Source organism: Actinomadura luzonensis (assembly GCF_022664455.2).
Taxonomy (GTDB): Bacteria; Actinomycetota; Actinomycetes; order Streptosporangiales; family Streptosporangiaceae; genus Nonomuraea; species Nonomuraea luzonensis.
Genome location: NZ_JAKRKC020000001.1, coordinates 1,799,213 through 1,822,497 on the forward strand (window position 1 = coordinate 1,799,213; position 23,285 = coordinate 1,822,497).

Here is a 23,285-nt window from a genome sequence, read left to right on the forward strand (position 1 = left end):
GATCCCGATGACACGTCTGGCTACTCCTGCGCTGGTCGGGCGCGACGCCCCACTGCGGACGCTCACCGGCGCGCTCACCGCCCCACCCGCTGTCATCCAGGTGCAGGGCGAGGCGGGCATCGGCAAGACCCGGCTGGTCCGGGCCGCGGTCGAGCGGGTCGACCGGCTCGTGCTGCCCGGCCACTGTCACCAGATCCGCGAGCCGTTCCCGTACGGGCCGGTGCTCGACGCCCTCCGGCACCTCGCCCCCGCCCTGCCCGGCGGCGACCGGCTCAGCCCGGTCACCGGGGCGCTGCGCGGGCACCTGCCCGAGCTGGCCGACCGCCTGCCGCCCGTCCCGTCGCCCCCGCCCGACGACCCGCGGGCCGAGCGCCACCGGCTCTTCCGCGCCGTGCACGCCCTGCTGGCCGCCGCCGGGCCGGTCGTGCTCGTCATCGAGGACCTGCACTGGGCCGACGACGGCACCCGCGACCTGCTGCGCTTCCTCATCGGGCAGCCGCCCGACGGGCTGGCGCTGGTGGTCACCTTCCGCCGCGAGGACCTGCCGGTGCCCGAGCTGCCGTTCGGGCACGCCTACCGCCGGCCGCCCGGGGTGCGCAGCGAGGTGATCTCGCTCGCCCCGCTCGGCGTGGAGGACGTGCGCAGGCTCGCCGGGGCGCTCGTCGGGCAGGGGCCGGCCGGGCGCGAGCTGGCCGCCCGGCTGCACGAGCGGACCGCCGGCGTGCCGTTCGTGATCGAGGAGGTGGTGCGCTCCCTGGTCGACGACGAGGGCCGATTACCCGGGCCCGAGGCGCTGGAGCGGATGGCGGTGCCGCTGCTGCTGCGCGAGGCGATGGCCGAGCAGCTCGCCGGGCTGTCGCCGGCCGCGCTGCGCGCCGTGCGCGCCGCCGCCGTGCTCGGCGTCCCCGCCGACGAGCCCCTGATCACCGCGGTCGCCGCCGCCGGGCCCGGCGGCGGCGGGTTGTGCGAGGCGCTGCAGGCCGGCGTGCTCCTGGAGCAGCCCGACGGCCAGTACGCCTTCCGCCACGCCCTCGCCCAGCAGGCCGTCTACGACACCATCCCCGGCCCCGACCGCCGCCTGGTCCACCAGCGGGCCATGACCGCGCTCGCCGCCCTCGACCTGCCCCCGCTCGTCCAGCTCGCCCACCACGCCCGCCGCGCCGGCGACCTCGCCGCCTGGCGGCGGCACGGCGTCGCCGCCGCCGACCACGCCGCCGCGCTCGGCGACATCCCGCTGGCCGTCGAGGTGCTGGAAGGGCTGCTCGCCGACCCCAAGCTGCCGCGCGAGGCGCGCGGCCCGCTGGCGTTGCGGCTCAGCCGGCTCGCCGCGATCGGCCTGTCCCACCGCCGCGTCGTCCGCATCCTGCGCCACCTGCTCTCGGACGACTTCCTGTCCCCGCGGGTACGCGGCGAGGCCCGGCTCAACCTCGGCGTGCTGCTGTCCAACCAGGCGGGCGCGGTCGCCGCGGGCCGCCAGGAGATCCTGGCCGCGCTCCCCGACCTCCGCGACAGCCCGAGCCTCGCCGCCCGCGGGCTGGCCCTGCTGGCGATGCCCGCCTGGGGCGCCGAGCCGCTGTCCGCGCACGAGGAGTGGATGGCCCAGGCGGAGAAACTGCTGGTCGAGGGGCACGACCCCGAGCTGACCGCCGCCGTGCTCGCCAACAAGGTCACCCTCGCCATGCTCACCGGCGCCCCCGACGCCTTCGCGCAGGTCACCACCATGCCCGTGGACGGGCCCTCCGCGGCCGTGCGGCGGCAGGTGGCGCGCGGCTACTCCAACCTGTACGACGCCGCGCTCGCCCTCGGCCACTACGCCGCCGCCGAACGCTTCGCCGCGCAGAGCCGCCGCATCGCCGAGGAGACCGGGGCGCTGTACCCGGCGTTCCTGGTCGAGATGTCGTCGATCCGGCTCGACCTGCTCACCGGCCGCTGGAACGGGCTGCGCGAGCGGGCGCTGGCGGCCGTGGAGATGACCTTCGAGGCGCCGCTGCTCGCCGTCGAGGCCCGGCTGGCGCTCGGCGTCCTGGCCCTCGCGCGGGGCGAATGGGCCGAGGCCGGCGAGCACCTGGAGGCGGCCGGCGTCCGGGACGTCGACTCCGGCTTCCTGCCGGTCGCCATGGCCGGCTCGGCCGCCCTGATCGAGCTGCACCTCGCCATGGGCGAGCCGGACGCGGCGCTGCGCGAGGCCGGGCTCGGGCTCGACCGGCTGCGCCGCAAGGGCGTGTGGGTGTGGGGCGACCAGCTCGTCCCCGCCGCCGTCGTCGCCCTGCTCGGGGCCGGGGACCGGGCCGCCGCGGAACGGCTGGTCGCCGAGTTCGCGGCGGGCATCGAGGGCCGCGACGCCCCGTCGGCCCACGCCGGCCTCCACGCCGCCCGCGCCGCCCTCGCCCGCGCCGCCGGCGACCCCCCGAGTCCCGGGGAAGGGCGGGGGGCGTACGGGGAGGCGGTGCGGTGGTACGGGCGGGCGCGGGAGGCGTACGAGGCCATGCCCCGCCCGTACGGCGCCGCCCGCGCGGCGGAGTCGCAGGCGGGCGCGCTGCTCGCGCTGGGCGACCGGGCGGCCGCCGCCGACCTGGCGGCCGACGCCGCCGAGCGGTACGCGGCCCTCGGCGCCACCCACGACGCCGCCCGCTGCCGCCGTTTCCTGCGCGACCTCGGCCCCCTCGCGGGCGCCCCGTCCAGGCGGGCCAGGCGGAGCGGCGGCGGCGTGCTGACGCCGCGCGAGAGCGAGGTGGCCCGCCTGGTCGCCCTGGGCCGCACGAACCGGGAGATCGCCGAGGTGCTGTTCCTGTCGCGCCGCACGGTGGACACGCACGTCGCCCAGGTGCTGCGCAAGCTCGGCGTGCGCACCCGCGCGGACATCAGGGAGCCCCGGCCGGACAGGCGGCCGGGGCTCCGTGACGGCGGGACGCCCTGACGGTCATCGGCGGCAGGGCGTCCGCGCGTTCCGGGGAGGCCGGGGTTCAGAGGGTGATGGACCAGGAGTCGAGGTAGCCGGTGTCGCCGGCGTAGACGTCCTCGATGTCGAGCACCCAGGTGCCGGCCGCCTGCTGGCTGACCGGGACGGAGAACGTCCTGGTGCCGTACTGGGTGCAGGTGGTGCCGCCGTAGGCGTCCACGACGTACCAGGTGCCGTTCGGGCCGCGGAGCCAGATGTCGAGGTCCTCGGCGCAGGTGTGGCTGATCGTGATCGACACCCGGACCGGCGTGGTGGCCGTGCCGGTCAGCGTCGAGGCGATCGAGCTCTGGGTGTTGGCGTAGTCCTGGATGGGATAGTCGGTGTCGTTGGTGAGGGTCCGGCCGCCGGAGGTGCCCTGGACGGTCAGCGTGTACGTCGCCGTCCTGGTGCCCGTCTCGCCGGTGCCGGTGACCGTGACGGTGTAGGTGCCGGCGGGCGTGGTGGGCGCGGTGCTGAGCGTCATCGTGGAGGAGCCGCCGGAGGTCACCGAGGCCGGGTTGAAGGCGGCCGAGGCGCCGGTGGGCAGGCCGGTGGCGGACAGGTTCACGGTCTGGGCGGTGCCCGCCGTGGTGCTGGTGGCGATGGTGGCGGTGGCCGCCGAGCCGGCCTGGACGGTGCCGGAGGCCGGGCTGGCCGAGACGGAGAAGTCACGGGTGGGCGGGTTGCCGGTGCCGACGGCCTGCTTCCAGATCGCGTACATCGCCGCGTCCGCCGCCCGGTCCAGGATCGTGTCGTTGATGTTGGACGTGGTGTCGCACGAGGAGTGGTAGCAGGAGTCGTAGGCCCGCCCCGCCGTGCCGCCCCACTTGGCGGCCTGCGCGGAGGTCTTGGTCGCGCTGGCGCCGGCCGCGACGCCGGAGCTGGCGATGCCGGCGTTGCGGAAGGAGGCGTCGTCGGAGCGGTTGGCGCCCTCGGTGTTCTCCTCGGGCTGGAGGCTCAGCCGGTCGTAGAACTCCTTCAGGTACGCGGCCCCGGTGGTGGTGATGTTGTTGATGAAGTAGCCGCCGTTCGGCGAGCCGGTCATGTCGTAGTTGTAGTAGACCTTGATCTTCGCGCGGTCGGTGGCGCTCAGCGAGGCGACGTAGAACTCCGAGCCGTTGAGCCCCTGCTCCTCGTCCGTCCACCAGCCGAAGCGCACGTGCTTGGCCAGCGACGGGTTCTGCCGGGCGAGGGTGAGCGCGGCTTCGAGGAGGTTGGCCGAGCCGGAGCCGTTGTCGTTGATGCCGGGGCCGGCCGAGACGCTGTCGAGGTGCGCGCCGGACATGATGACCTGGTTCTCGTCGCCGCCCGGCCAGTCGGCGATCAGGTTCGGGCCCGCGCCGCTCGTGCAGTACGTCGTCGTGCAGCTCTGCCGAACGACGGTGTAGCCGGCCGCGCGCAGCTTGTCCTCCAGGTAGGTGACGGACTGCAGGTAGCCGTTGGTGGTGGAGCGGCGGGTGCCGCCGTTGGCGGTCGCGATCGACTGGAGCTGCGCCAGGTGCGTCTTGACGTTGGCGAGGCTCACGTCGGGCGGGTCGCCGCCGCCGGGGCCCTGCCCGACGGTGAGCGTGTAGGTGGCGGTGTGGGTGACGCTGCCCGTCCCGGTCACGGTGATCGGGTACGTGCCCTGCGCCGTGGCGGAGCCGGCCGACAGCGTCAGCGTCGAGGAGCCGCCCGAGGTGACGGACGCCGGGCTGAAGCTCGCCGTGGTGCCGCTGGGCAGGCCGGAGGCGGTGAGGTTGACGGTCTGCGCGCTGCCCGAGGTGGTCTGGGTGCCGACCGAGACCGTGGCCTGCTGGCCGGGCGAGACGGTGCCGGACGACGGGGTCAGCGACAGCGAGAAGTCGTTGGTCGGAGTGCTGCCGCAGGCGGGCTCGCCGGAGGCGGCGGCCACGCTGACCGCGCTCCAGGCGGCCTTGGTGGTGTTGCACTCGGCGCTGTTCGCGCCGTACAGCTCGATGGCGGCGGCGACGGAGGCGGCGCGGACGTTGGTGTAGCGCCACGTCGAGGTCTTGCGGCTGAGCGCGCCCAGGTAGATCTTTCCGGCCTTCTGGATGCCGACGCCGGTCACGGAAGATGGCCCGCCGGAGCAGATCGGGCTGGACGGCTTGCCGCCGCCGGGGTTGCTGCCCTCGGCCAGCAGGTAGAACCAGTGGTTGAGGGGGCCGGCCGCGGCGTGCACCTCGGTGCTCGGGATGGAGGAGGAGTAGCAGTTGGGGTCGCCGAGCGCGGACGGGTTGTACATGTTGCGGATCGGGCCCTGGCCGACCAGGTCGACCTCCTCGCCGACCAGGTAGTCGGGCGGGTCCTGGGCGTGGTTGGCGTACGCCTCGGTGAGCGCGCCGAAGATGTCGCCGGTGCCCTCGTTGATGCCGCCGTTCTCGTTGCCGGAGCCGGCGCCGCCCGGGGTGGTCTGGAAGATGGCGTGGCCGAACTCGTGCGCGACGACGTCGATGGGGGTCGCCTGCTGGGTGCCCGCCTGGTTGTGGCCGAAGTTCGTGTAGCTGCCGTTCCAGTAGGCGTTGACGTCGTTGAGGCCGACGCGGGCGGGGAAGCCGCGGCCGCTGCCGTTGATGCCGTTGCGGCCCAGCCAGTCGCGCAGCATGTCCCATTCGCGCTGCACGCCGTACAGGGCGTCCACGCAGGCGGTCTCCAGGTTGGTGCCGGAGCCGTTGCCCCAGGAGTCGTCGGTGCCGGTGTAGGCGCTGCCGCCCTGGCCGCCGCACTGGAGGCCGGGCCTGGTGCCGTCGGTCATCGCGTACGAGCTGCCCGAGCCGCTGGTCTGGATGGTGACCTGGCCGTAGTAGAAGCCGTTGCCGGTGCCTGCGCGGACCAGGTCGTAGGAGTCGGCGATCTTGCCGGAGCGGGCGTCCACGAACACGTGCTGGATGCTCGGCCTGCCGTCGGCGATGCCGCTGACCACGGCCTCCCAGGCCAGGCGGGGCCGCTCGCCCCAGGCCAGCACGACCAGCCGCGGCTCGCCCGTGTCGTCCACCCGCGACAGCTCGGCCCGCGCGACCTCGGTGGCGCGGGCGGCGCCGATCACGGCCTTGACCGGGACGTCGCGCGGGCTCGGCCCGGACGCCGCGACCGTGTCCCTGACGTGCCCGGCCGCGTCGGTGACCACGACGGCGTCGCCGCCGACCACGGGCAGGCCCTTGTACGTGCGCTCGTAGGCCACGTAGAACATGTCGCTCGCGCCGGGGGTGACCGAGACGCGGCTGTAGGCCTCGTCCGGGCCCCTGGTCAGCTCGTCGAGCTGGCTCGCGACGGCCTGGTCGGCGACCGCGGCGGCGCGGGAGGCGGGGTCGGCCTGGGCGGTGCTCCCGGCGGCTCGGGCGGTGTTCCCGGCTCGGGTGGCCCCGGGCGGGGCGGCGTACGCGGGCGGCGGCACCAGTGCCACCGTGGCGGCCGTGGCCAGGCCGGCCACCGCCGCCAGTAAGGCTTTGCTTCTCACGGCTGTGTTGCTCCTTTCGGCGTTCCCCCGGGTCGGCGGCGCCGGTGAGCGCGCGGCGGCCGGCGCGGCGTCCGGGGTCGCCCGGGCGGCGCGTGCACGGCGGGGAAACTGGGGGGTGATGGGGGGTGTCGGGAAAGCGAGCGGGCCGTTTCGCCTTGTCGCCGCCGTACGCTAAGCGCTCCGTGGCGGGCGGGAAATACGTATGTGCATCGGTACGTGTTACCGATAATTCCGTTCCCGCTGGTCACCGGACATCTGGGACAATCGGCGCGTGCAGTTCGGCATCCTGGGGCCGCTCCTGGTCCGCACGCCCGACGGCCGGGAGATCCCGATCGGCGGCCCGCGCCCGCGCGCCCTGCTCGCCCTGCTGCTCCTCGACGCCGGGCGCACGGTCAGCCTCGACCGCCTCATCGACGGCCAGTACGGCGACGACCCGCCCGCCGGGGCCGCCAACGCCGTCCAGGCCCAGGTCTCCCGCCTGCGCCGGGCCCTGCCCGGGGGGCTGGTCGAGCTGCACGGCGCCGGCTACCGGCTGGCGGCCGAACGCGAGGACGTCGACTGCCACCGCTTCGAACGCCTCGCCCGCGAGGGGCGGAGGCTGCTCGCCAGCGGCCTCTGCGCGGGGGCGGCGGCCGTCCTCGGCGACGCCCTGGAGCTGTGGCGCGGGCCGGCGCTCGCGGACGTCTCCGACGCGCCGTTCGCCGGGCCGCAGGCGCGGCGGCTGGAGGAGCTGCGCCTGTCGGCCAGGGAGGACCTGCTGGCGGCCGAGCTGGCGCTGCCCGAGGCGAGCCCGGTAGGCGCGTTGCAGGAGCTGGTGGCCGCGCACCCGCTGCGGGAGCGGGCGCGCGGGCTGCTCATGCGCGCCCTGCACGCCGCCGGACGCCAGGCCGAGGCCCTGGCCGTGTACGAGGACACGCGGCGGCTGCTCGCCGACGAGCTGGGCGCGGACCCGTCGGCCGAGCTGGCGGCCCTGCACCTGGAGATCCTGCGCGGCGAGGCGGCCCCGCGGGCCGCGGTGACCAGGGCCGCGCCGCCACGGCAGCTCACCGGCTTCGTGGGGCGGGAGGAGGAGCTGGCGCGGCTCCGGTCCCTGGAGGACGCCCGGCTGGTGACGATCGTCGGGCCGGGCGGCACCGGCAAGACCCGCCTCGCCGTCGAGGCCACCCGCGCCTTCCCGCCGCGGCGCGAGGTGTGCTTCGTGGACCTCTCGCTCGTCGAGGCCACCCAAGGACGGCCGGGCGGTGGACAGGCCGGCCTGCCGGGCGGCGGGCAGGTGGCCGTGGCGGTGCTCGGGGCGCTCGGGCTGCGCGAGCCGGCGCTCCGCGCCCCCGGGGCCGCGCCGGGCTCCCTCGGGGCTACGCCGGGCTCGCTCGGGGCCGCGCCCGGCTCCCCCGGGCCGCCGGCGAGCGCGGCGGACGAGGCCACCGAGCGCGTCGTCGCCGCCCTGGCCGAGCAGGAGCTGACCCTCGTCCTCGACAACTGCGAGCACGTGGTCGCCGAGGCCGCCGCGCTCGCCCGCCGCCTGCTCACCGCCTGCCCCGGGCTGAGCGTCCTGGCCACCGGCAGGGAGCCGCTGAACATCACCGGCGAGCACCTCATCCCCCTCGCCCCGCTGCCCGAGGAGCCCGCCGTCCGGCTGTTCGCCGAGCGGGCGGCGGCCGTGCGCCAGGGCTTCACGCTCACCCCGGACGCCCTCGACGCCGTCCGCCGGATCTGCGCCGCGCTCGACGGCCTGCCGCTCGCCATCGAGCTGGCGGCGGCCCGGGTGCGCACGTTCGGCGTCGCCGAGCTGGCCGCCCGGCTGGCCGAGCACGGCCGCTTCACGCTGCTGTCGCGCGGCGACCGCACCGCCGCCGCCCGCCACCGCACGCTGCGCGGCGTGGTCGAGTGGAGCTGGAGCCTGCTGGAGCCGGCGGAGCAGGAGCTGGCCCGGCGGTTCGCGGTGTTCGCGGGCGGGGCGCGGCTGGAGGCCGTGGAGGCGGTCTGCGGCGCGGACGCCGCCGGGCCGCTGGCCGGCCTGGTGGACAAGTCGCTGGTGGAGACCGACGGCGAGCGCTACCACATGCTGGAGACGATCCGGCTGTTCTGCGCGGAACGGCTGGCGGAGGCGGGCGAGGAGGAACGGCTGCGCCGGGCGCACGCCGCCTGGTTCCTGGAGCTGGCCAGGGCCGCCGACGACCACCTCTACCGGGCCGAGCAGCTCGGCTGGCTGGCCCGGTTGTCGGCCGACGACGCGAACCTGCGGGCGGCGCTGCGCTGGAGCGTCGAGCACGACCGGCCGGCGGCGATGCGGCTGGTGGCCGCGCTGACCATGTACTGGTGGCTGAGCGGCCGGCGCGGCCAGGCCATCGCGCCCGCCGCCCGCCTGCTCGACGCGATCGGCGCGGAGCCGCCCGAGGGGCTGGCGGAGGAGTACGTGCTGACGGTGCTGCACGCCGTCCCCGAGGCCGGGTCGCCGCACTGGGCGCGGGCCCGCGCGGCCTTCGGCTCGCTGGGCCGGCCGATGCGCTGCCGGTTCGGGCCCGCGCTGTGGGGCATGATCGCCGGGCCGCCGGAGGAGGGCGACGGCATCGGCGCCGTCCTGCCGCCGGATCCGTGGAGCCAGGCGCTCGGCCGGCTCAGCCAGGCGCTGCTCGCGCTGATGCGGGGCCGGGTGGGGGCCGCCGAGCGGGAGCTGGAGGGCGTGCTGGCCGCGTTCGACGCCCTGGGCGAGCGGTGGGGCAAGGCGCAGGCGCTCGACTCGCTGGCGCTGATCACCAGCCGGCGCGGCGACTGGGCGCGGGCCATGCGGCTCTGGCACGACACGCTCGGGATGCTGGAGGAGCTGGGCGCGTCCGAGGAGCTGGTGGACGTGCTCGGCCGCCGCGCCGAGGCCCGCTGGCGGGCCGGCGACCTGCGGGGGGCGGCGGCCGACTGCGAGCGGGCGGCCGAGCTGGCCCGGCTGGCCGGGCGGCCGGGGCTGCTGGTGACGGTCCACCTGCGGCTCGCCGAGATCGCCCGGGTCCGTCCCGGGGAGGGCGGGCTGGAGGAGGCGGCCGGACGGCTGGCGGCGGCACTGGAGCTCGCCTCGGGGCCGGCGGCGGGCTTCACCGCGGCCGGCACCAGGTCACGGGTGCTGACGGCCCTCGGGCGGCTCGCCGAGGCCAGGGGCGACACGGCGGAGGCGGCCCGGCGGCACGGGGAGGCGCTGGCCGCCGTCCTGACGTTCCCGATCAACGACGACCTCGCGGCCGTCGCCGAGGGCCTGGCCGGCGCCGCCCTGACGGCCACCCGGGCCGCCCCCGACGCCCCGGCGGCCCCCGACGCCCCGGACGCTCCCGACGCCCCGGCCGTCCCGGACGCCCCGGACGCCGCCGGAGCGGCCGGGCGGGCGGCGCTGCTCGGGATCGGCGCCGCGCTCCGGGGCACGGCCGTCGCGGGCGACCCGGACGTGGCCGCCACCGCCGCCGCCGCGACCGCCGTCCTCGGCCCGGACGCCTTCGCCGCCGCCTACGCCAGGGGCGCCGCCATGGACCGCCCCGAGGCCGTCCGCGTCCTGACGCAGACCCCCTGACCGGCCCGGCGCGCCGCTGACAGGGGCGGCGGGACCTGTCAGCCGGTGGTCGCCGGGCTGTCAGCGCCGGACGCGAGGCTGCCTGACATGAAGAACGCGAACATCCTCATCTCCGGCGCGAGCATCGCCGGCCCCGCCCTCGCCCACTGGCTCGTCCGCGCCGGCTGCGCCGTCACCGTCGTCGAGAAGGCCCCGGCCCTGCGCCCCGGCGGGCAGGCCGTGGACTTCAAGGGCGCGACCCACCGCACGGTGCTGGAGCGGATGGGCCTCCTGGACGACGTCCGCGAGCTCCAGACCGGCGGCGCCGACCAGCACCTCGTGGACGCCCAGGGCCGCACCCTGGCGATCATGCCCGGCGAGTTCACCGGCGGCGACCTGGAGATCAAGCGCGGCGACCTGGCCCGCCTGCTCCACGAACGCACCGCCCCCGCCTGCGAGTACGTCTTCGGCGACTCGATCACCTCGCTGACCGAGACCGGGGACGGCGTGCACGTGACCTTCGAACGGTCCGCGCCCCGCACGTTCGACCTGGTGGTGGGCGCGGACGGCATCCACTCCAACGTCCGCCGCCTCGCCTTCGGCCCGGAGCCCGAGCACGTGCGCTTCCTCGGCCACTACTACGCCCTCGTGGATCTCGACCAGGACTTCGGCCCGACCGGGCAGATGTACAACGAGCCCGGCCGCATGGTGGCGGTCGGCGGGCCGAAGGCGCCGGCGTTCTTCGTCTTCGCCTCCGGGCCCCTCGACTACGACCGTTACGACGCCGGCCAGCAGAAGGACCTCCTGGCGCGGGCCTACACCGGCATGGGGTGGCGGACGCCGGAGGTGCTGGCGGCGGTGCGCCGCGCGGACAGCGTGTACCTGGACTCGCTCAGCCAGGTGCGCGTCGACCGCTACAGCCAGGGGCGGGTGGTGCTCCTCGGCGACGCGGCCTACGGCAACACGCTGGCGGGCTTCGGCACGGGGCTGGCCGTGGTGGGCGCGTACGTGCTGGCCGGCGAGCTGGCGGCGGCGGGCGGCGATCACCGTGCGGCCTTCGCCGCGTACGAGCGGATCTTCCGCCCGTACGCCAGGATCGCGAAGAACGGCAACGCCGGCCCCTTCCTCGCCCCCGGGTCGCCGTCGCGGATCCGGATGCGCAACTGGATGTTCAAGAACTCCCTGCTCCTCGGTCTGATGCAGAAGATGACCGACAAGTTCGCAACCGACATCGAGCTCAAGAGGTACTGAACTTCCGCCGCTCCCCGCGCATCCAACCCGGACATGAGCAGACACCAGTGGCTCGCGGCCCTGACGGCCGCCGGCCTCGCCGCGACCGTGATCGCCGCCCCCGCCGCCGGAGCGGCCGCCCGCCCCTCCTGCCCGTCCCCGACGAAGGCCGACATCCGGAAGTCGGACGCCACCCGGAGCGACCACCCGCCGAAGGGCGCCACCGCGCTCAGGGGCGTCCGGGTGGGCTACCTCCCCGGGGGCTTCGCCTACGGACAGGTCACCGTCGCCCGCCACGACGGCCTCACCGAGTACAGCTACCTGTGGTCGGACAACCGCGACGACGTCGCGCCCGGGCACCGGTCGTTGTCGGTGCGGGTGATCTGCTGGCCCCGGGCCAAGAAGCTGAGCCAGTTGCGGGACGCCCCGTTCTATGTCGGCACGTTCCCCCACGAGGTCGTGCGCACCGCCACGATCGGCGGCAGGCGCGTGCTCGTGCAGGAGGGCGACGGCGCGCTCGGGGCCGGCCGCCAGGTCGGCTGGGTGGAGCGCGAGGGCGTCGTCGTCACCGTGACGGCCTCGACGCCGCTCGTCCCGCGGCTCGGCCGGATCGTCAGGGGGATCAAGCTCTGACCCGTCCCACGCCGGCCGCGATGAGCACGTGCGGCGTGCCGTCGAGCAGCGGGACGTCCTCGTCGTCAGGGCCGAGCCGCCACTCGTGGACCGGCCGCAGCCCCGGCCCGATCAGCTCGAATCCCTTCAGCAGCCGCAGCACCTCCTCCCGGGTGCGGAAGGCGGCCTGCGCGGGGGTGCCGTCGGTGGCCTGGCGCAGCCGCTTGACGGCCTCGGGGTCGCTCTCGGCCAGGGCGTGCGTGAACACCAGGTAACTGCCCGGCGCCATCCGCTCCCGGAAGGCGGCGACGACGCCGGCCGGGTCCTCCTCGTCCATCACGTAGTGCAGCACGCCCACCATCAGCACGCACACCGGCTGGTCGACGTCGATCAGCCCGGTGACGTGCGGGTCCGTCAGGATGTCGGCCGGCCGGCGCAGGTCGGCCTGGACGGCGGCGATGCCGGGGGCGTCGGCCAGCAGCACCTGGGCGTGCAGCCGCACCACCGGGTCGTGGTCCACGTAGACCACCCGGCAGGAGGGGTGCACCGCCCGGACCGTCTCGTGGATGCTGGGCGAGGTGGGGATGCCGGTGCCCAGGTCGAGGAACTGCCGCACGCCCTGCTCGGCGAGGTGGCGCACCGCCTCGATCTGGAAGCGGCGGCTGGCCCGCGCCACGAGCCGGGTGTCGGGGGCGACCGCGAGCAGCCGGTCGGCGACCGCGCGGTCGACGGCGACGTTGTCCTTGCCGCCGAGCAGGTAGTCGTACACCCGGGCCGAGCTGGGCACCGTCGGGTCGACGCCGGGCGGAACGCGTTCTAGGTCGGTCACCAGCGCCCGTCTCCTTAGCCACGTGACAACGTGAACGCCATCCTACTCAACCGACCGAACGTTGTTCCGTCGGAAGGTCCGGTCAGCCGGGTTTCGACTGCAACACGTTCTAGCGGGCAGGAAAAACCCGGCCCCCTGAGGAAAAGAGAGCCGGATGGCCGATGCGGTGGCGGCCTTCGCCTGTGCATCCTGGTGGTGAAGGGTCCGGCGGGGGCCGGTCCCTCTCGGAGAGGAGTCACGAGGGAATGGACTACGCGGCAGGCCGCCCCACCGTGATCTTGGACAACGGCGTCGTCGGCCGGGTCATGCTGGCCCACCCGTCGCGGCGGGACCTCGTGCTCGTGCTCGGCATGAACGGGACACTGCTCAGCGTCCAGCTCGACGACATCGCGTGCGTGGTGGGCGGCGAGCCCCTCTGCCACGAGGCCTGAGAGCCCGGCTCAGGCGAGGAAGTCCTGGAGCCCGGCGGCCAGGGACTTCGCCATGCGCTGCCGGAAGGCCGGGTCGGACATCTTGGCCGCGTCGCCCGGGTTGCGCATGTTGCCGCACTCGATGAAGACCGCCGGCCGGGTCGAGAGGTTGAGCCCGCCGAGGTCGGTGCGGGTCTGCAGGCCGTCCTTGGCGGTGTAGGTCGCGTACGGCAGGCCGGTGCCGGCCCGGTAGGCGTCGCGGACGGCGCGCCCGAGCCGCCTGGACGGCTCCACCACCTCGTCGTTGTGCCCGCGCAGCAGCCCCGGCATGATCACGTGGAAGCCGTGCCCGCCGGCCAGGGCGCCGTCGCCGTGGATGGACAGCACCGCGTCCGCGCGGGCGTCGTTGCCGATGGCGGCCCGCTCGGTGACGCACGGGCCGACGCCCTTGTCGTTGGGGCGGGTGAGCACCACCTTCGCGCCCATGCGCTCCAGGATCGGCTTGAGCCGGCCGGCGACGTCCCAGGTGAAGGCGTGCTCGGGGTAGCCGTCGTCGGTCTCGGTGCCGGTCGTGTTGCACGCCTTGGTGCCGTTGATGATGTCGACCTGACGGTTGATCTCGTCCGGGTGGGCGGCGTTGCCGCCGTTGTGGCCGGGGTCGAGCACCACGGTCCTGCCTTGGAGCGGCGCTGCGGTGGCGGACGGCGTGGCGGGCAGCGCCGCCTCGCGCGCGACGGGGACCGGCGGGCTCCCGCACGCGGCGGACAGCGCGGCCGTGACCGTGAGTGCCGTGAGGACCGCGAGGCTGGCGCGCATGGTCCCGACCGTACCCGGCGCCGCACGGCAAACCCAATACATACGCTGACCTGCTATTCCGTGTCGTCCGGCGGGGTAGGTCGGCGGTGTGATCCGAGGCTATGTGGAGCAGCCGAGCCCGCGCGCGGGCGGGCGGCTGACACTGCGGGCGGCGACGGACGCCCCGCGCTTCCGGGTGGAGTTCCACCGGTGCGGCGACGGGCTGACGCTGTGCGCCAAGTCGCCGTGGCTGCCCGGCGCGGACGCCCCGCCGCACCTGCCCGCGCACGACTGGGGCCGCGACGGCGCCGGCCCGCGTGGCGAGCCGCTGCGGGCCTGGCCGGGCCACGAGCTGCCCGCCCCGGCCGAGCCCGGCGTGTACGTGGCCGTGCTCGTGGAGGGCGACGACAGCGGGCGCGACCTGGCCGGGCCCGGCCCGGCGAGCGCGTACGCCCCCGAGGCGCAGGCGCTGTTCGTGGTCCGCCCGGCGGCCCCGGCGGCCCGCATCCTCTACAAGCTGCCGCTGCTGACCTACCACGCCTACAACGTCTCCGGCGGCTGGTGCCTGTACAACCATCCACAGCCTGGGGAGATCCCCGGCGACCCGGCCCCCGGGGTGTCGCTGCACCGGCCGGGCGGCGGCACCGGCGCCGTCCCGTACGACGTGACGAACTTCGACCCCTACGACCCGACGCCCCGCCAGACCTTCGTGCACTGGGACGGCCGCTTCGCCGCCTGGCTGGAGCGCCGCGGCTACCAGGTCGACTACTGCACGGACCTGGACCTGCACCGCGACGGCGACGCGCTGCTGGCGCCGTACCGGCTGCTGCTGAGCGCGGGCCACGACGAGTACTGGAGCGACGCCATGCGGGCCGCGCTGTCGCGGCACGTCGCGGCCGGCCGCAACGCCGCCTTCTTCGGCGGCAACACCTGCTGGTGGCGGGTCGCCTTCCACGACGCCGTCACCTTCGAGCGCACCGGCTTCTGGCACGAGCACGGCCCGCCGGAGAACGAGCTGATCGGCGTCAGCTTCCGCAACGGCGGCGAGCGCGACCGCGACGAGCATCCCGTCCCGGTCGGCTTCCGCGTCCAGCACGCCGGGCACTGGGCGTACGCGGGCACGGGGCTGCGCGACGGCGACGTGTTCGGCCTGGAGGAGTGCCTGGTGGGCTACGAGTGCGACGGGGCCGCGTTCGACCGGCAGGCCGCGCCGCCGTACGTCCCCACCTGCGCCGACGGCACCCCGCCCGGGTTCACCATCCTGGCGGTCGGCGACTGCGCGGCGGCCGGCTGGGGGTTCGGCAACAGGGCCGCCACCATGGGCCTCCACACGGCGGGCGGCACGGTCTTCACCGGCGCCACCACCGACTGGGCACGCGGCCTGGACGGTTCGGCGGCGGTCGAGCGCATCACGGCCAACGTGCTCGACCGCCTCGGCGGGCCGCCGGCGGTCAGTCCGCCTTCCTGATCAGGTACGGCGGCATCACCAGCGCGTGCATGCCGGTCGTGCGCAGGGTGTCGATCGAGTGCTCCGGCGTCTCGGTGAGCGGCTGGCCCGGGCCGTTGAGCGAGGTGTTGATCAGCACGGGCATGCCGGTCCGCTCGTACCAGCGGGTGAGCAGCGCGTGCAGGAACGGCGTGTGCCGCGGCTCCACCGTCTGCAGCCGGGCGGTGCCGTCCACGTGCGTGACGCCGGGCAGCAGCTCGCGGCACTCGGGGCGGACGTCGGCGGCGTACTGCATGAACGGCGCCGCCCGGTCCACCTCGAAGAAGCGCTGGGCGTGCTCGGCGAGCACCAGCGGGGCGAGCGGCCGGAACCACTCGCGGCCCTTCACCTCGTAGTTGACGTAGTCCTGGATGTCGGGTCTGCGCGGGTCGGCGATGATGCTGCGGTTGCCGAGGGCGCGCGGCCCCGACTCGCTGCGGCCCTGGTGCAGGCCGACGACGCGGCCGTCCTCCAGCAGCGCCACCATCGCGCCGAGCAGGTCCTCCGGCTGCTCGGCGACCAGGCCCTCGGGCAGGCTGCCGACGGCCGCGGTGATCTCGCTCTCGTCCGGGTCGGGGCCGAGGTAGTCGTTCTCCCAGCGCCAGCTCCCCTTGCGGCCGAGCACGGCCTCCAGCCCGTACAGGGCGCAGCCGACCGCGGTGCCGCCGTCGTGCGGGCTCGGCGGGATGAACACCTCGCGGAACGGGCTCCGCCTGATGAGCCGGCCGTTGGCCGAGCAGTTGAGCGCCGTGCCGCCGGCGAAGGCCAGCCGGTCCAGGCCGGTCCGCGCGTGCAGCCACCCGGCGAGCGCGGCCAGGGCGTCCTCGAAGGCGCGCTGCCCGGCGGCGGCCAGGTTCGCCGCCAGGCGGAACGGCTCGCCGCCCGGCTCGTAGAGGAAGTCCTCGCGGCGGGCGAACACCTCTGTCCAGGCGCGCGGGATCAGCACCTCGTGCTCGCGCACGTCCAGGCCGGGCAGGCCGAGCGCGTCCGGGTCGCCGTACGGGGCCAGGCCCATGACCTTGCCCTCGTTGCCCTCGCCCTCCGGCCAGAGCGCCTTGGTGAGCAGGGCGTAGAAGCAGCCGAGCCCGGCCGGGTCCGCCCAGTCGCCGTGCCAGAGCTGCTTGGCCAGGCACTCGACGCCGTCGCGGGTGCAGCGGTAGAAGGAGGCGACCTCCAGCAGGTCCGGGGAGGCCCCCGGCGGCGGCGTGAAAGGCTCGGTGAAGTGCCGCACCCGGCTGCCCTGGTTGTCCACGACGAGACCGGCCGCCTGCTCGAACGGCGAGGGGTGGAAGGCGCTGTAGAGATGGCTCAGGTGGTGCGAGACCTGGACGATCGGGGCGCCCTCCTTGAGGCTCAGCGTCTCGCGCAGCTCCTCGTGGTACTCCTCCAGGTTCTCGATCTCCGTGTCGGAGGAGTACCCCTCGACCACGAGGTCCACCGGCTCCTTGAGCAGCGGCATCGCGGGCAGGTAGCGGTCGGGCAGGTCGCCGAGCCGGCCCCAGTGGTGCTTGCGCCGGGTGATGCGCTCCTTCTGCAGGCTGTACATGCCCGACTCGCCGACCGCGACGGCGATGGATCCGTCCTGGGTGCGGTTGATACCGATGACGATGGGAAAATCGGCCATCTCCGGTGCCTCCTGATTGTGATCACGGCACCCGTACCCGAGCCCAGGACAAGTGGATCTCTCAAGGACGTAAGAGACACGTCAGCGGCAGAGCGCGCCGCTGTGCGGGGTGGCGGGGAGGGCGGTCCTCCTTACGAACCAGACATCTGCCGATATGGCTGTGCGAAGCCTCCTGATCGCCGCATGATGGGGACTGGACCGCCGTCCGCCGCCGGACCCGCCTGACCGGAGAGGACCCAGCGCCATGAAAGACACCTTCACCATGCGCCCGGACGTGCGCGCGGCCTCCGCCGCGGACGCCCCCGAGGTCGCCGAGCTCATCGCCACCGCGTTCGCCGGGCTCAAGCACGTGACCTACCTGGTGCCCGACCGGCGCGAGCGGCACCGCGTCCTCGCCGCGAGCTTCCTGATCCTCGTCGAGCACGCCCTGGAGCACGGCGAGATCCACCTCGCCGAGGAGGGGCGGGCGGTCGCCGTCTGGATCCCGCACACCGCGCCGCCGCCCGCCCTCGCCGGCTACGACCGCCGTCTCGCCGAGGCCGCCGGCGAGTGGCTGGAGCGCTTCCGCACGCTCGACGCGCTCTTCGCCCGCAACCGCCCCGCCGAGCCGCACCACTACCTGGCCGTCATGGCCGTGCACCCCGACCGGCAGAACCAGGGGCTCGGCTCGGCGCTGCTGCGCCACCAGCACGGGCGGCTCGGCGGCGGGGCGGCGTACCTGGAGGCCAGCAGCGCCGGCAGCCGCGACCTGTACGCGCGGCACGGCTACCGGGCGCGGGAGCCCTTCGCGCTGCCGGACGGCACACTGTTCTGGCCGATGTGGCGGGCCGGCGAGCCATAGCGTCATCGCAGATTCATCCCGCGTCCGGTTCACAAGCGGGCAAAGGTGAACGATCGTGATGACAATCTCGATCTCGTTCCCGACCCCGAGTGGATGGAGCAGGGATGCACCGCCGCACCTTCTTACGCACCGTCTCGGCCGGACTCGGCGCCGTCGCCTTCTCCGGCGCGGTGTGGCACGACGCCGCCGCCTCCCTGGCGGCGGTCTCGGCCGGTGAGAGCCCGTACGGGCCGCTCGGCGCGCCCGACGCCAACGGCATGGCGCTGCCCGCCGGGTTCACCGGCCGCATCGTGGCCAGGTCCGGCCGCTCCGTCGGCGGGACGATCTGGCACCCGGCCCCCGACGGCGGCGCCTGCTTCGCCGACGGCACCGGCTGGATCTACGTCTCCAACTCCGAGGTGCCGCTCATCGGCGGAGCCTCGGCCATCAGGTTCCGCGCCGACGGCTCGATCGAGCGGGCCTACCGCATCCTCAGCGGCACCACGCTCAACTGCGCGGGCGGCGCCACCCCCTGGAACACCTGGCTGTCGTGCGAGGAGGTCTTCCGCGGCCGGGTGTACGAGACCGACCCGTACGGCCTGCGGGCCGCCCAGCCGCGCCCCGCCATGGGCCGCTTCAAGCACGAGGCCGCCGCCTGCGACCCCGACCACCGCGTGGTCTACCTCACCGAGGACGAGACCGACGGCTGCTTCTACCGCTTCACCCCCACCACCTGGGGCGACCTGTCCAGCGGCCGGCTCGACGTGCTGTGCGGCGCGGGCGGCGACGCCGTCGAGTGGCGGCCGGTGCCCGACCCGGGGCCCGCCGTGCTGGAGACCCAGACCCGGCACCAGGTCTCCGCCGCCCGCCACTTCAGCGGCGGCGAAGGCTGCCACTACGCCAACGGGGTCTGCTACTTCACCGCCAAGGGCGACCGCAAGGTGTGGGCGTACGACGTGGCCCGCCAGACCGTCAAGGCCGTCTACGACGGCGGCGGCACGCTCGACGGCGTCGACAACATCACCGGCCGGCCCTCGGGCGACCTCTACGTGGCCGAGGACGGCGGCAACATGGAGATCAACATCATCACCCCGGACGGGGTCGTCGCGCCCGTCATGCGGCTCGACGGGCAGGCCAAGTCCGAGATCACCGGGCCCGCGTTCTCGCCGGACGGCACCCGGCTCTACTTCTCCTCCCAGCGCGGCACCAGCGGGGAGTCCGCCGGGACGGGCGGCATCACGTACGAGGTGACAGGGCCCTTCCGGCGCTGAACCCTTCCGGAGCTGAACCCGCCCGGCGCCGGGCACGGGTGAAGGCCCCGCCGGGGACCGGGGGCGGGGCCTTCGCCAGGGGGCCGCGGGAGGCGGCTACTGGGCGGTCAGCTTGAGCTTGACCGTGTACGTGTAATCGGTCTCGTCGTGTCCCTGGATGATGGTCGTGTCGTAGTCGACGTCGCCGCTGCTCAGGCCGGCGCAGATCGAGGCGTGGGCGACCGCCACGCCCAGGCTGTCGCCCTCACCGATGATCGGCGGGGTGACCTCGCGCAGGTCGAACTTCACGTTCGTGCTGCCCACCAGGAGCGTCGTCGGGTTGCCGAAGTCGCCCGGGTCGCCGTCGCCGCCGCTGCGCATGGCGAAGTACTTGGCGCCGAACTTCGGGAACAGGTTCCCGTCCACCTTGAAGCGGAGCTCGTCCTGGCCGTCCCGCTCCGCCACGTTGTTGGCGTCGATGTCGTAGAGGTCCACGCGGCACGAGCCGGCCGCGTGGGCCGGGCCCGTGACCGCGAGCACGGGCGCGATCATGCCGCCGGCCAGGGCGAGGGCGGCGATGAGCGGTCGAGAGCGCATGCTGGTTCTCCTTCGTTGCCGAGGCTCCGCGGCCTTCGCGGAACCGGCACCAGAGTGGGCAGGCCGCCGTGAGCCGACCGTGAGCGCCCAGGTCAGTGACACAGAACACCCGCGTTGTGCGCCTTTCGGCACAGCCGGGCGGCCCGGTCGCCGCCTACCGTGTGCGCCCATGGGGAAGCTGACCCTGCTGCTGCTCGGCCCGCCCGAGCTGGCCGTCGGCGGGACACCCGTCGGCATCCGCTCCGCCAAGAGCCGCGCCCTGCTCTGCTACCTCGCCAGCGTCCCCGGGCCCCGCCCGCGCGCCGAGCTGGCGGAGCTGCTGTGGGGCGAACGGCCCGACGCCAACGCCCGGGGCAGCCTGCGGCTGGCGCTGTCCGAGCTGCGCCGCGAGGTCGGCGGCTGGCTCGACATCCACCGCGACCAGGTGCGCTTCCGCGCCGAGGACCCGTGCTTCGTCGACCACCGGCAGCTCGCGCTGGAGCCGACGGTGGAGGGCGCGCTGCGGCTGTGGCGCGGCGAGTTCCTGGACGGCGTCTCCTTCTGCGACGCGCCCTCCTTCTCCTGCTGGCTGGAGGCCGAACGGCGGCGGGTGCGCCTGCTGCTGCGCGAGGCCCTGCTCCGCACCGGCAACGGCCGGGCCGGGGAGCGGGACCCGGGGCAGGTGCTGCGGCTGGCGCGGCTCGTGGCGGAGCTGGACCCGTACGACGAGGAGGCCCACCGGCTGCTGATCGCCCGCCTGGCCGGGAGCGGCAACCGGGCGGCGGCGCTCGCCTGCTACGAGGAGCTGCGCCGGCGGCTGTCCGCCGACCTGGGCGTCGAACCCGCCCCCGAGACCCTGGCCCTGCGACGGGACCTGGCCCGCCGCCCGCCCCCGGCCCGCCGCGCCGGCCCGCCCGTACCGGGGACCGAGCTGATCGGGCGGGCGGCGGACGTACGGCGGGTGCGGGCCCTGCTGGAACGCGGACGCCTGGTCACGCTGCTGGGCCCGGGAGGCATCGGCAAGACCCGCCTCGCCCTCGCCGCCACCTCGCCCCCTCCCGCCGGAGAGAGCCCTCCCGCCGGAGGGAGTCCTCCCGCCGGAGGGAGCCCTCCCACCGCCCGCGACGCCGCCGCCTCGTCGTGCCTCAGCGGCCGGGGTGACCGCGAGGACGACGTCGCGTTCGTCTCCTTCGCCGGGGTACGGCCGGAGGCGGCCGTGACCACGCTCGCCCGGCACCTCGGCGTGGATCTTTCCCCGCCCCGCCCCGCCGCCGACCTCCTCCTCGCCGCGCTGGCCGGCCGCCGCACCCTCCTGGTCCTGGACAACCTCGAACACCTCCCGGCCTTCGACGCGTTCATCGCCCGCGTCCTGCGGCACGCGCCCGGCGTGCGCGTCCTGGCCACCAGCAGGCGACGGCTCACGCTGCCCGGCCAGAGCGTCGTGCGGGTGGAGGAGCTGCCGGCCCACGACGCCGAGACGTTGTTCGCGGCCCGTGCGCTGCGCGCGCAGCCCGCGTTCGACGCCGGGCGGGAGGCCGCGCACGTCGCGGCCGTCTGCGCCGCGACCGGCGGCCTGCCCCTCGCCATCGAGCTGGCCGCCGGCCTGCTGCGGGCCGTCCCGTGCGCGGACCTGGCGCAGCGGCTCGGCGCCGACCCCGGCCTGCTCGCCGCCTCCGGTCCCGCCGTACGGGCCCGGCACGCGGGGATGCGGGCGGTGTTCGACACCTCCTGGGGGCTGCTGGACCGGGCGGGGCAGGAGGCGCTGGCCGCGCTGTCGGTGTTCGGGGGCGGGTGCACGCTGCGGGCCGCGCTGGAGGTGGCGAGGACCACGCCGCAGGTGCTGGTGCGGCTGGTGGACCACAGCATGATCGAGCTCACCCCGGCCGGCCGGTACGTCGTGCACCCCCTCATCCAGCAGCTCGCCGGCCTGCGGCTCCCGCCCGAGCGCCGCCGCGACGCCCGCGAGCGCCACGCGGCGCACTTCGCCCGCCTCCTCGACCGGCACGCGGCGTCCCTGCGCGACGGCGCCGACCCGGAGGGCGTCGGCGTGCTCGGGCCCGAGCTGGACAACCTCCGGCTGGCCTGGCAGGCGTCGCGCCGGCCCCGCTTCCTGGACCACTACTGGACGTTGTGCCTGCGGCTGCGGTTGTACGAGGAGTCGGCGGCCGTCGTCCACGACCATCTCGCCCGGACGCCGGAGGCCGCGCACGTGCGGGCGCGGTGGCTGTGGATGGCGGCGTTGAGCGAGCACCAGCTCGCCCGCGAGTGCGAGGCCGCCCGCCTGGCGAGCGCGGCCCTCACCACCCTCGGCCGGCCCCTCCCCTCCTCACCCGCGGGCCGCCTCGCCGCCCTCGCCGCCGCCGCCCTCCGCCAAGCCGTCCACCGCCTCACCCCCGCCCACCTCCCCGCAGACCCGGAGCCGGGGCCGGAGCCGGGGCCGGAGTCGGGGCGGCGGCGGGCTGCTGGGGCGGAGGCTGCGCAGGCGTTGACGTTGCTGGCCAGGCTGGCCTTCCTTCGGCAGGACCTGCCCACGATGCTGGTGGCGTCCCTCCGCCAGCTCAACGCCGCCGACCGCGCGGCCGACACCGCCCTGCGCGCCGAGGCGTACGCGAACTTCGCGACGATCGCCAGGATCGCCCGCCTGGGCCGCCTCGCCGACCACTACGGCAGGCTGGCCGACCGCGCCCTGGCCGCCGTCCGCAGCCCCACGGACGCCGCGAGCCGCGCCCGGCTGGCGCGGGGGCTCGGCCGGCTCCACGCGGGGGCCTTCGAGGACGCCCGCCGCTCGTTCGCCGAGGGCCGGGACCGGACGCTCGACCCGAGGACGGCCGAGAACTGCTCGGGCATGCTCGCCGAGACCGCCCTGTGGCGGGGCGACTTCGCCGAGGCGGTGGAGCTGTTCGCGGCGACCGAGGAGCTGGCCGTGCGCCGGGTGGGCGGGGACGACATCGGCCGCCACTGGTGCCTGACCGGCCGCGCGGAGGCCCTGCTCCGCCTCCGCGACGACGACGGCGACGACGGCGACGGCGACGGCGACGGCGACGACGGCGACGGCATCGCGCCCGGCGGCGTCCCGCAGCGGGAGATCGCGGACGTCCTGGTGGCGGCGGGGGCCTCGGCCGAGCGGCGCCGTACGCACGGGGAGGCGTTCGGGCTGCGGGACAGCGAGGCCGCGCGGACGATCCAGCGCCTGCGGCTGCTCACCGCCTCCGCCCGCCTCGGGCTCCGTCCGGCACCCGAGGCCCTGGACGAGGCGCTGGCTCTGGCGGCCCGGCTGCCCGCCGCCCAGCCCGGCATGCTCGAATGCTGGACCGGCCTCGCCGAGCTGCTCTGGCGGCATGCGGGCACGCCGGCCGCCGCGCCGGCCGCCGCACCCGCGCACCCGGGGTTGCGGCGGCGCGGGCGGTGGCGCGGCGGTTGCACGGCAGCTGGCCCGTTACCTGGCCGGGAACCCGGGGCCGCCGCCCGGATCGGCTGGGCGGACGCGCTCACGCTGGCCGTCGCGGGCCGGCGCCGGGCGGCGCGGCGGGCGGCCGCGCGGGCGGTGGCGGCGGCGGAGCGGCTGGGGGTCGCCTACGACCGGGAGCGGGCGGCTCGGACGGCGCTGGTCGTCGGCCGCCGTCCCGGACGGCGGCGGTGATGAAAGTTTCACCGTCTTGAACGGCGGATGGTGCGGGGCCGTTGACGGGACCGCGACCGCCCAGCAGGATTGGGAGCGCTCCCAAT

Annotated in this window: 14 protein-coding genes; 9 read left to right on the plus strand and 5 right to left on the minus strand. The window is 75.6% G+C overall.

Annotation, left to right across the window (positions count from 1 at the left end; genetic code table 11):
• The first annotated feature begins 7 nt into the window (after positions 1-7).
• Positions 8-2,917, plus strand: coding sequence for an ATP-binding protein (locus MF672_RS08540; protein WP_247815203.1), 2,910 nt, complete (start codon positions 8-10; stop codon positions 2,915-2,917).
• A gap of 46 nt (positions 2,918-2,963) precedes the next feature.
• Here MF672_RS08540 and MF672_RS08545 read toward each other — a convergent pair whose 3' ends face one another.
• Positions 2,964-6,395 carry a M28 family peptidase gene (locus MF672_RS08545; RefSeq protein WP_242383757.1) on the minus strand — a complete coding sequence of 1,144 codons (3,432 nt, stop codon included), beginning with the start codon at positions 6,393-6,395 and terminating at the stop codon, positions 2,964-2,966.
• Between the two features lie 271 nt (positions 6,396-6,666).
• Here MF672_RS08545 and MF672_RS08550 point away from each other — a divergent pair, with 271 nt between their 5' ends.
• The 3 genes from MF672_RS08550 to MF672_RS08560 all read left to right on the plus strand — a co-directional run bounded on the left by MF672_RS08550 (position 6,667) and on the right by MF672_RS08560 (position 11,790).
• Entirely contained in the window at positions 6,667-9,948 is a 3,282-nt protein-coding gene (locus tag MF672_RS08550) for an AfsR/SARP family transcriptional regulator (protein ID WP_247815204.1), read from the plus strand.
• An 87-nt stretch (positions 9,949-10,035) separates the two neighbouring features.
• Positions 10,036-11,178 carry an FAD-dependent monooxygenase gene (locus MF672_RS08555; RefSeq protein ID WP_242382669.1) on the plus strand — a complete coding sequence of 381 codons (1,143 nt, stop codon included), beginning with the start codon at positions 10,036-10,038 and terminating at the stop codon, positions 11,176-11,178.
• A 33-nt stretch (positions 11,179-11,211) separates the two neighbouring features.
• A complete protein-coding gene (locus MF672_RS08560; protein ID WP_242382671.1) occupies positions 11,212-11,790 on the plus strand; it encodes a hypothetical protein in 579 nt (192 codons plus the stop codon).
• Here MF672_RS08560 and MF672_RS08565 read toward each other — a convergent pair.
• Positions 11,780-12,598, minus strand: coding sequence for an SAM-dependent methyltransferase (locus MF672_RS08565; protein ID WP_242382673.1), 819 nt, complete (start codon positions 12,596-12,598; stop codon positions 11,780-11,782). The two genes, MF672_RS08560 and MF672_RS08565, sit on opposite strands and share 11 nt — an antisense overlap.
• Positions 12,599-12,843: 245 nt before the next feature.
• On the opposite strand from MF672_RS08565, the gene MF672_RS08570 reads away from it, so the two are divergent.
• Complete coding sequence (locus tag MF672_RS08570) at positions 12,844-13,029, plus strand: hypothetical protein (RefSeq protein WP_242382675.1); 186 nt, start codon at positions 12,844-12,846, stop codon at positions 13,027-13,029.
• A gap of 9 nt (positions 13,030-13,038) precedes the next feature.
• On the opposite strand, the gene MF672_RS08575 is transcribed toward MF672_RS08570, so the two are convergent.
• Positions 13,039-13,824, minus strand: coding sequence for an N-acetylmuramoyl-L-alanine amidase (locus tag MF672_RS08575; RefSeq protein ID WP_242382677.1), 786 nt, complete (start codon positions 13,822-13,824; stop codon positions 13,039-13,041).
• A gap of 88 nt (positions 13,825-13,912) precedes the next feature.
• On the opposite strand from MF672_RS08575, the gene MF672_RS08580 reads away from it, so the two are divergent.
• Complete coding sequence (locus tag MF672_RS08580) at positions 13,913-15,271, plus strand: N,N-dimethylformamidase beta subunit family domain-containing protein (RefSeq protein WP_242382678.1); 1,359 nt, start codon at positions 13,913-13,915, stop codon at positions 15,269-15,271.
• Here MF672_RS08580 and MF672_RS08585 read toward each other — a convergent pair.
• A complete protein-coding gene (locus MF672_RS08585) occupies positions 15,255-16,913 on the minus strand; it encodes a carbamoyltransferase family protein (protein WP_242382680.1) in 1,659 nt (552 codons plus the stop codon). The genes MF672_RS08580 and MF672_RS08585 overlap by 17 nt on opposite strands.
• 244 nt (positions 16,914-17,157) lie before the next feature.
• Here MF672_RS08585 and MF672_RS08590 point away from each other — a divergent pair, with 244 nt between their 5' ends.
• Together MF672_RS08590 and MF672_RS08595 are read left to right on the plus strand one after the other, a co-directional pair.
• Positions 17,158-17,754: a GNAT family N-acetyltransferase gene (locus MF672_RS08590; RefSeq protein WP_242382681.1), complete on the plus strand. Its 597-nt coding sequence runs from the start codon at positions 17,158-17,160 to the stop codon at positions 17,752-17,754.
• A 104-nt stretch (positions 17,755-17,858) separates the two neighbouring features.
• Positions 17,859-19,004 (plus strand): alkaline phosphatase PhoX, encoded by a 1,146-nt coding sequence (locus tag MF672_RS08595; protein ID WP_242382682.1) that lies wholly within the window; start codon positions 17,859-17,861, stop codon positions 19,002-19,004.
• Positions 19,005-19,100: 96 nt separating this feature from the next.
• On the opposite strand, the gene MF672_RS08600 is transcribed toward MF672_RS08595, so the two are convergent.
• Entirely contained in the window at positions 19,101-19,580 is a 480-nt protein-coding gene (locus MF672_RS08600; RefSeq protein ID WP_242382683.1) for a hypothetical protein, read from the minus strand.
• Positions 19,581-19,749: 169 nt separating this feature from the next.
• On the opposite strand from MF672_RS08600, the gene MF672_RS08605 reads away from it, so the two are divergent.
• Entirely contained in the window at positions 19,750-23,199 is a 3,450-nt protein-coding gene (locus MF672_RS08605) for an ATP-binding protein (RefSeq protein WP_247815205.1), read from the plus strand.
• Positions 23,200-23,285: the final 86 nt, after the last annotated feature.

What these genes read in the sequence shown, in the direction of transcription:
- MF672_RS08560 (WP_242382671.1), top strand. Translation starts at nt 11,212, where the DNA reads ATGAGCAGACACCAGTGGCTCGCGGCCCTGACGGCCGCCGGCCTCGCC.
- MF672_RS08575 (WP_242382677.1), bottom strand. Translation starts at nt 13,824, where the DNA reads ATGCGCGCCAGCCTCGCGGTCCTCACGGCACTCACGGTCACGGCCGCG.
- MF672_RS08555 (WP_242382669.1), top strand. Translation starts at nt 10,036, where the DNA reads ATGAAGAACGCGAACATCCTCATCTCCGGCGCGAGCATCGCCGGCCCC.
- MF672_RS08540 (WP_247815203.1), top strand. Translation starts at nt 8, where the DNA reads ATGACACGTCTGGCTACTCCTGCGCTGGTCGGGCGCGACGCCCCACTG.
- MF672_RS08590 (WP_242382681.1), top strand. Translation starts at nt 17,158, where the DNA reads ATGAAAGACACCTTCACCATGCGCCCGGACGTGCGCGCGGCCTCCGCC.
- MF672_RS08585 (WP_242382680.1), bottom strand. Translation starts at nt 16,913, where the DNA reads ATGGCCGATTTTCCCATCGTCATCGGTATCAACCGCACCCAGGACGGA.
- MF672_RS08605 (WP_247815205.1), top strand. Translation starts at nt 19,750, where the DNA reads ATGGGGAAGCTGACCCTGCTGCTGCTCGGCCCGCCCGAGCTGGCCGTC.
- MF672_RS08570 (WP_242382675.1), top strand. Translation starts at nt 12,844, where the DNA reads ATGGACTACGCGGCAGGCCGCCCCACCGTGATCTTGGACAACGGCGTC.
- MF672_RS08600 (WP_242382683.1), bottom strand. Translation starts at nt 19,580, where the DNA reads ATGCGCTCTCGACCGCTCATCGCCGCCCTCGCCCTGGCCGGCGGCATG.
- MF672_RS08595 (WP_242382682.1), top strand. Translation starts at nt 17,859, where the DNA reads ATGCACCGCCGCACCTTCTTACGCACCGTCTCGGCCGGACTCGGCGCC.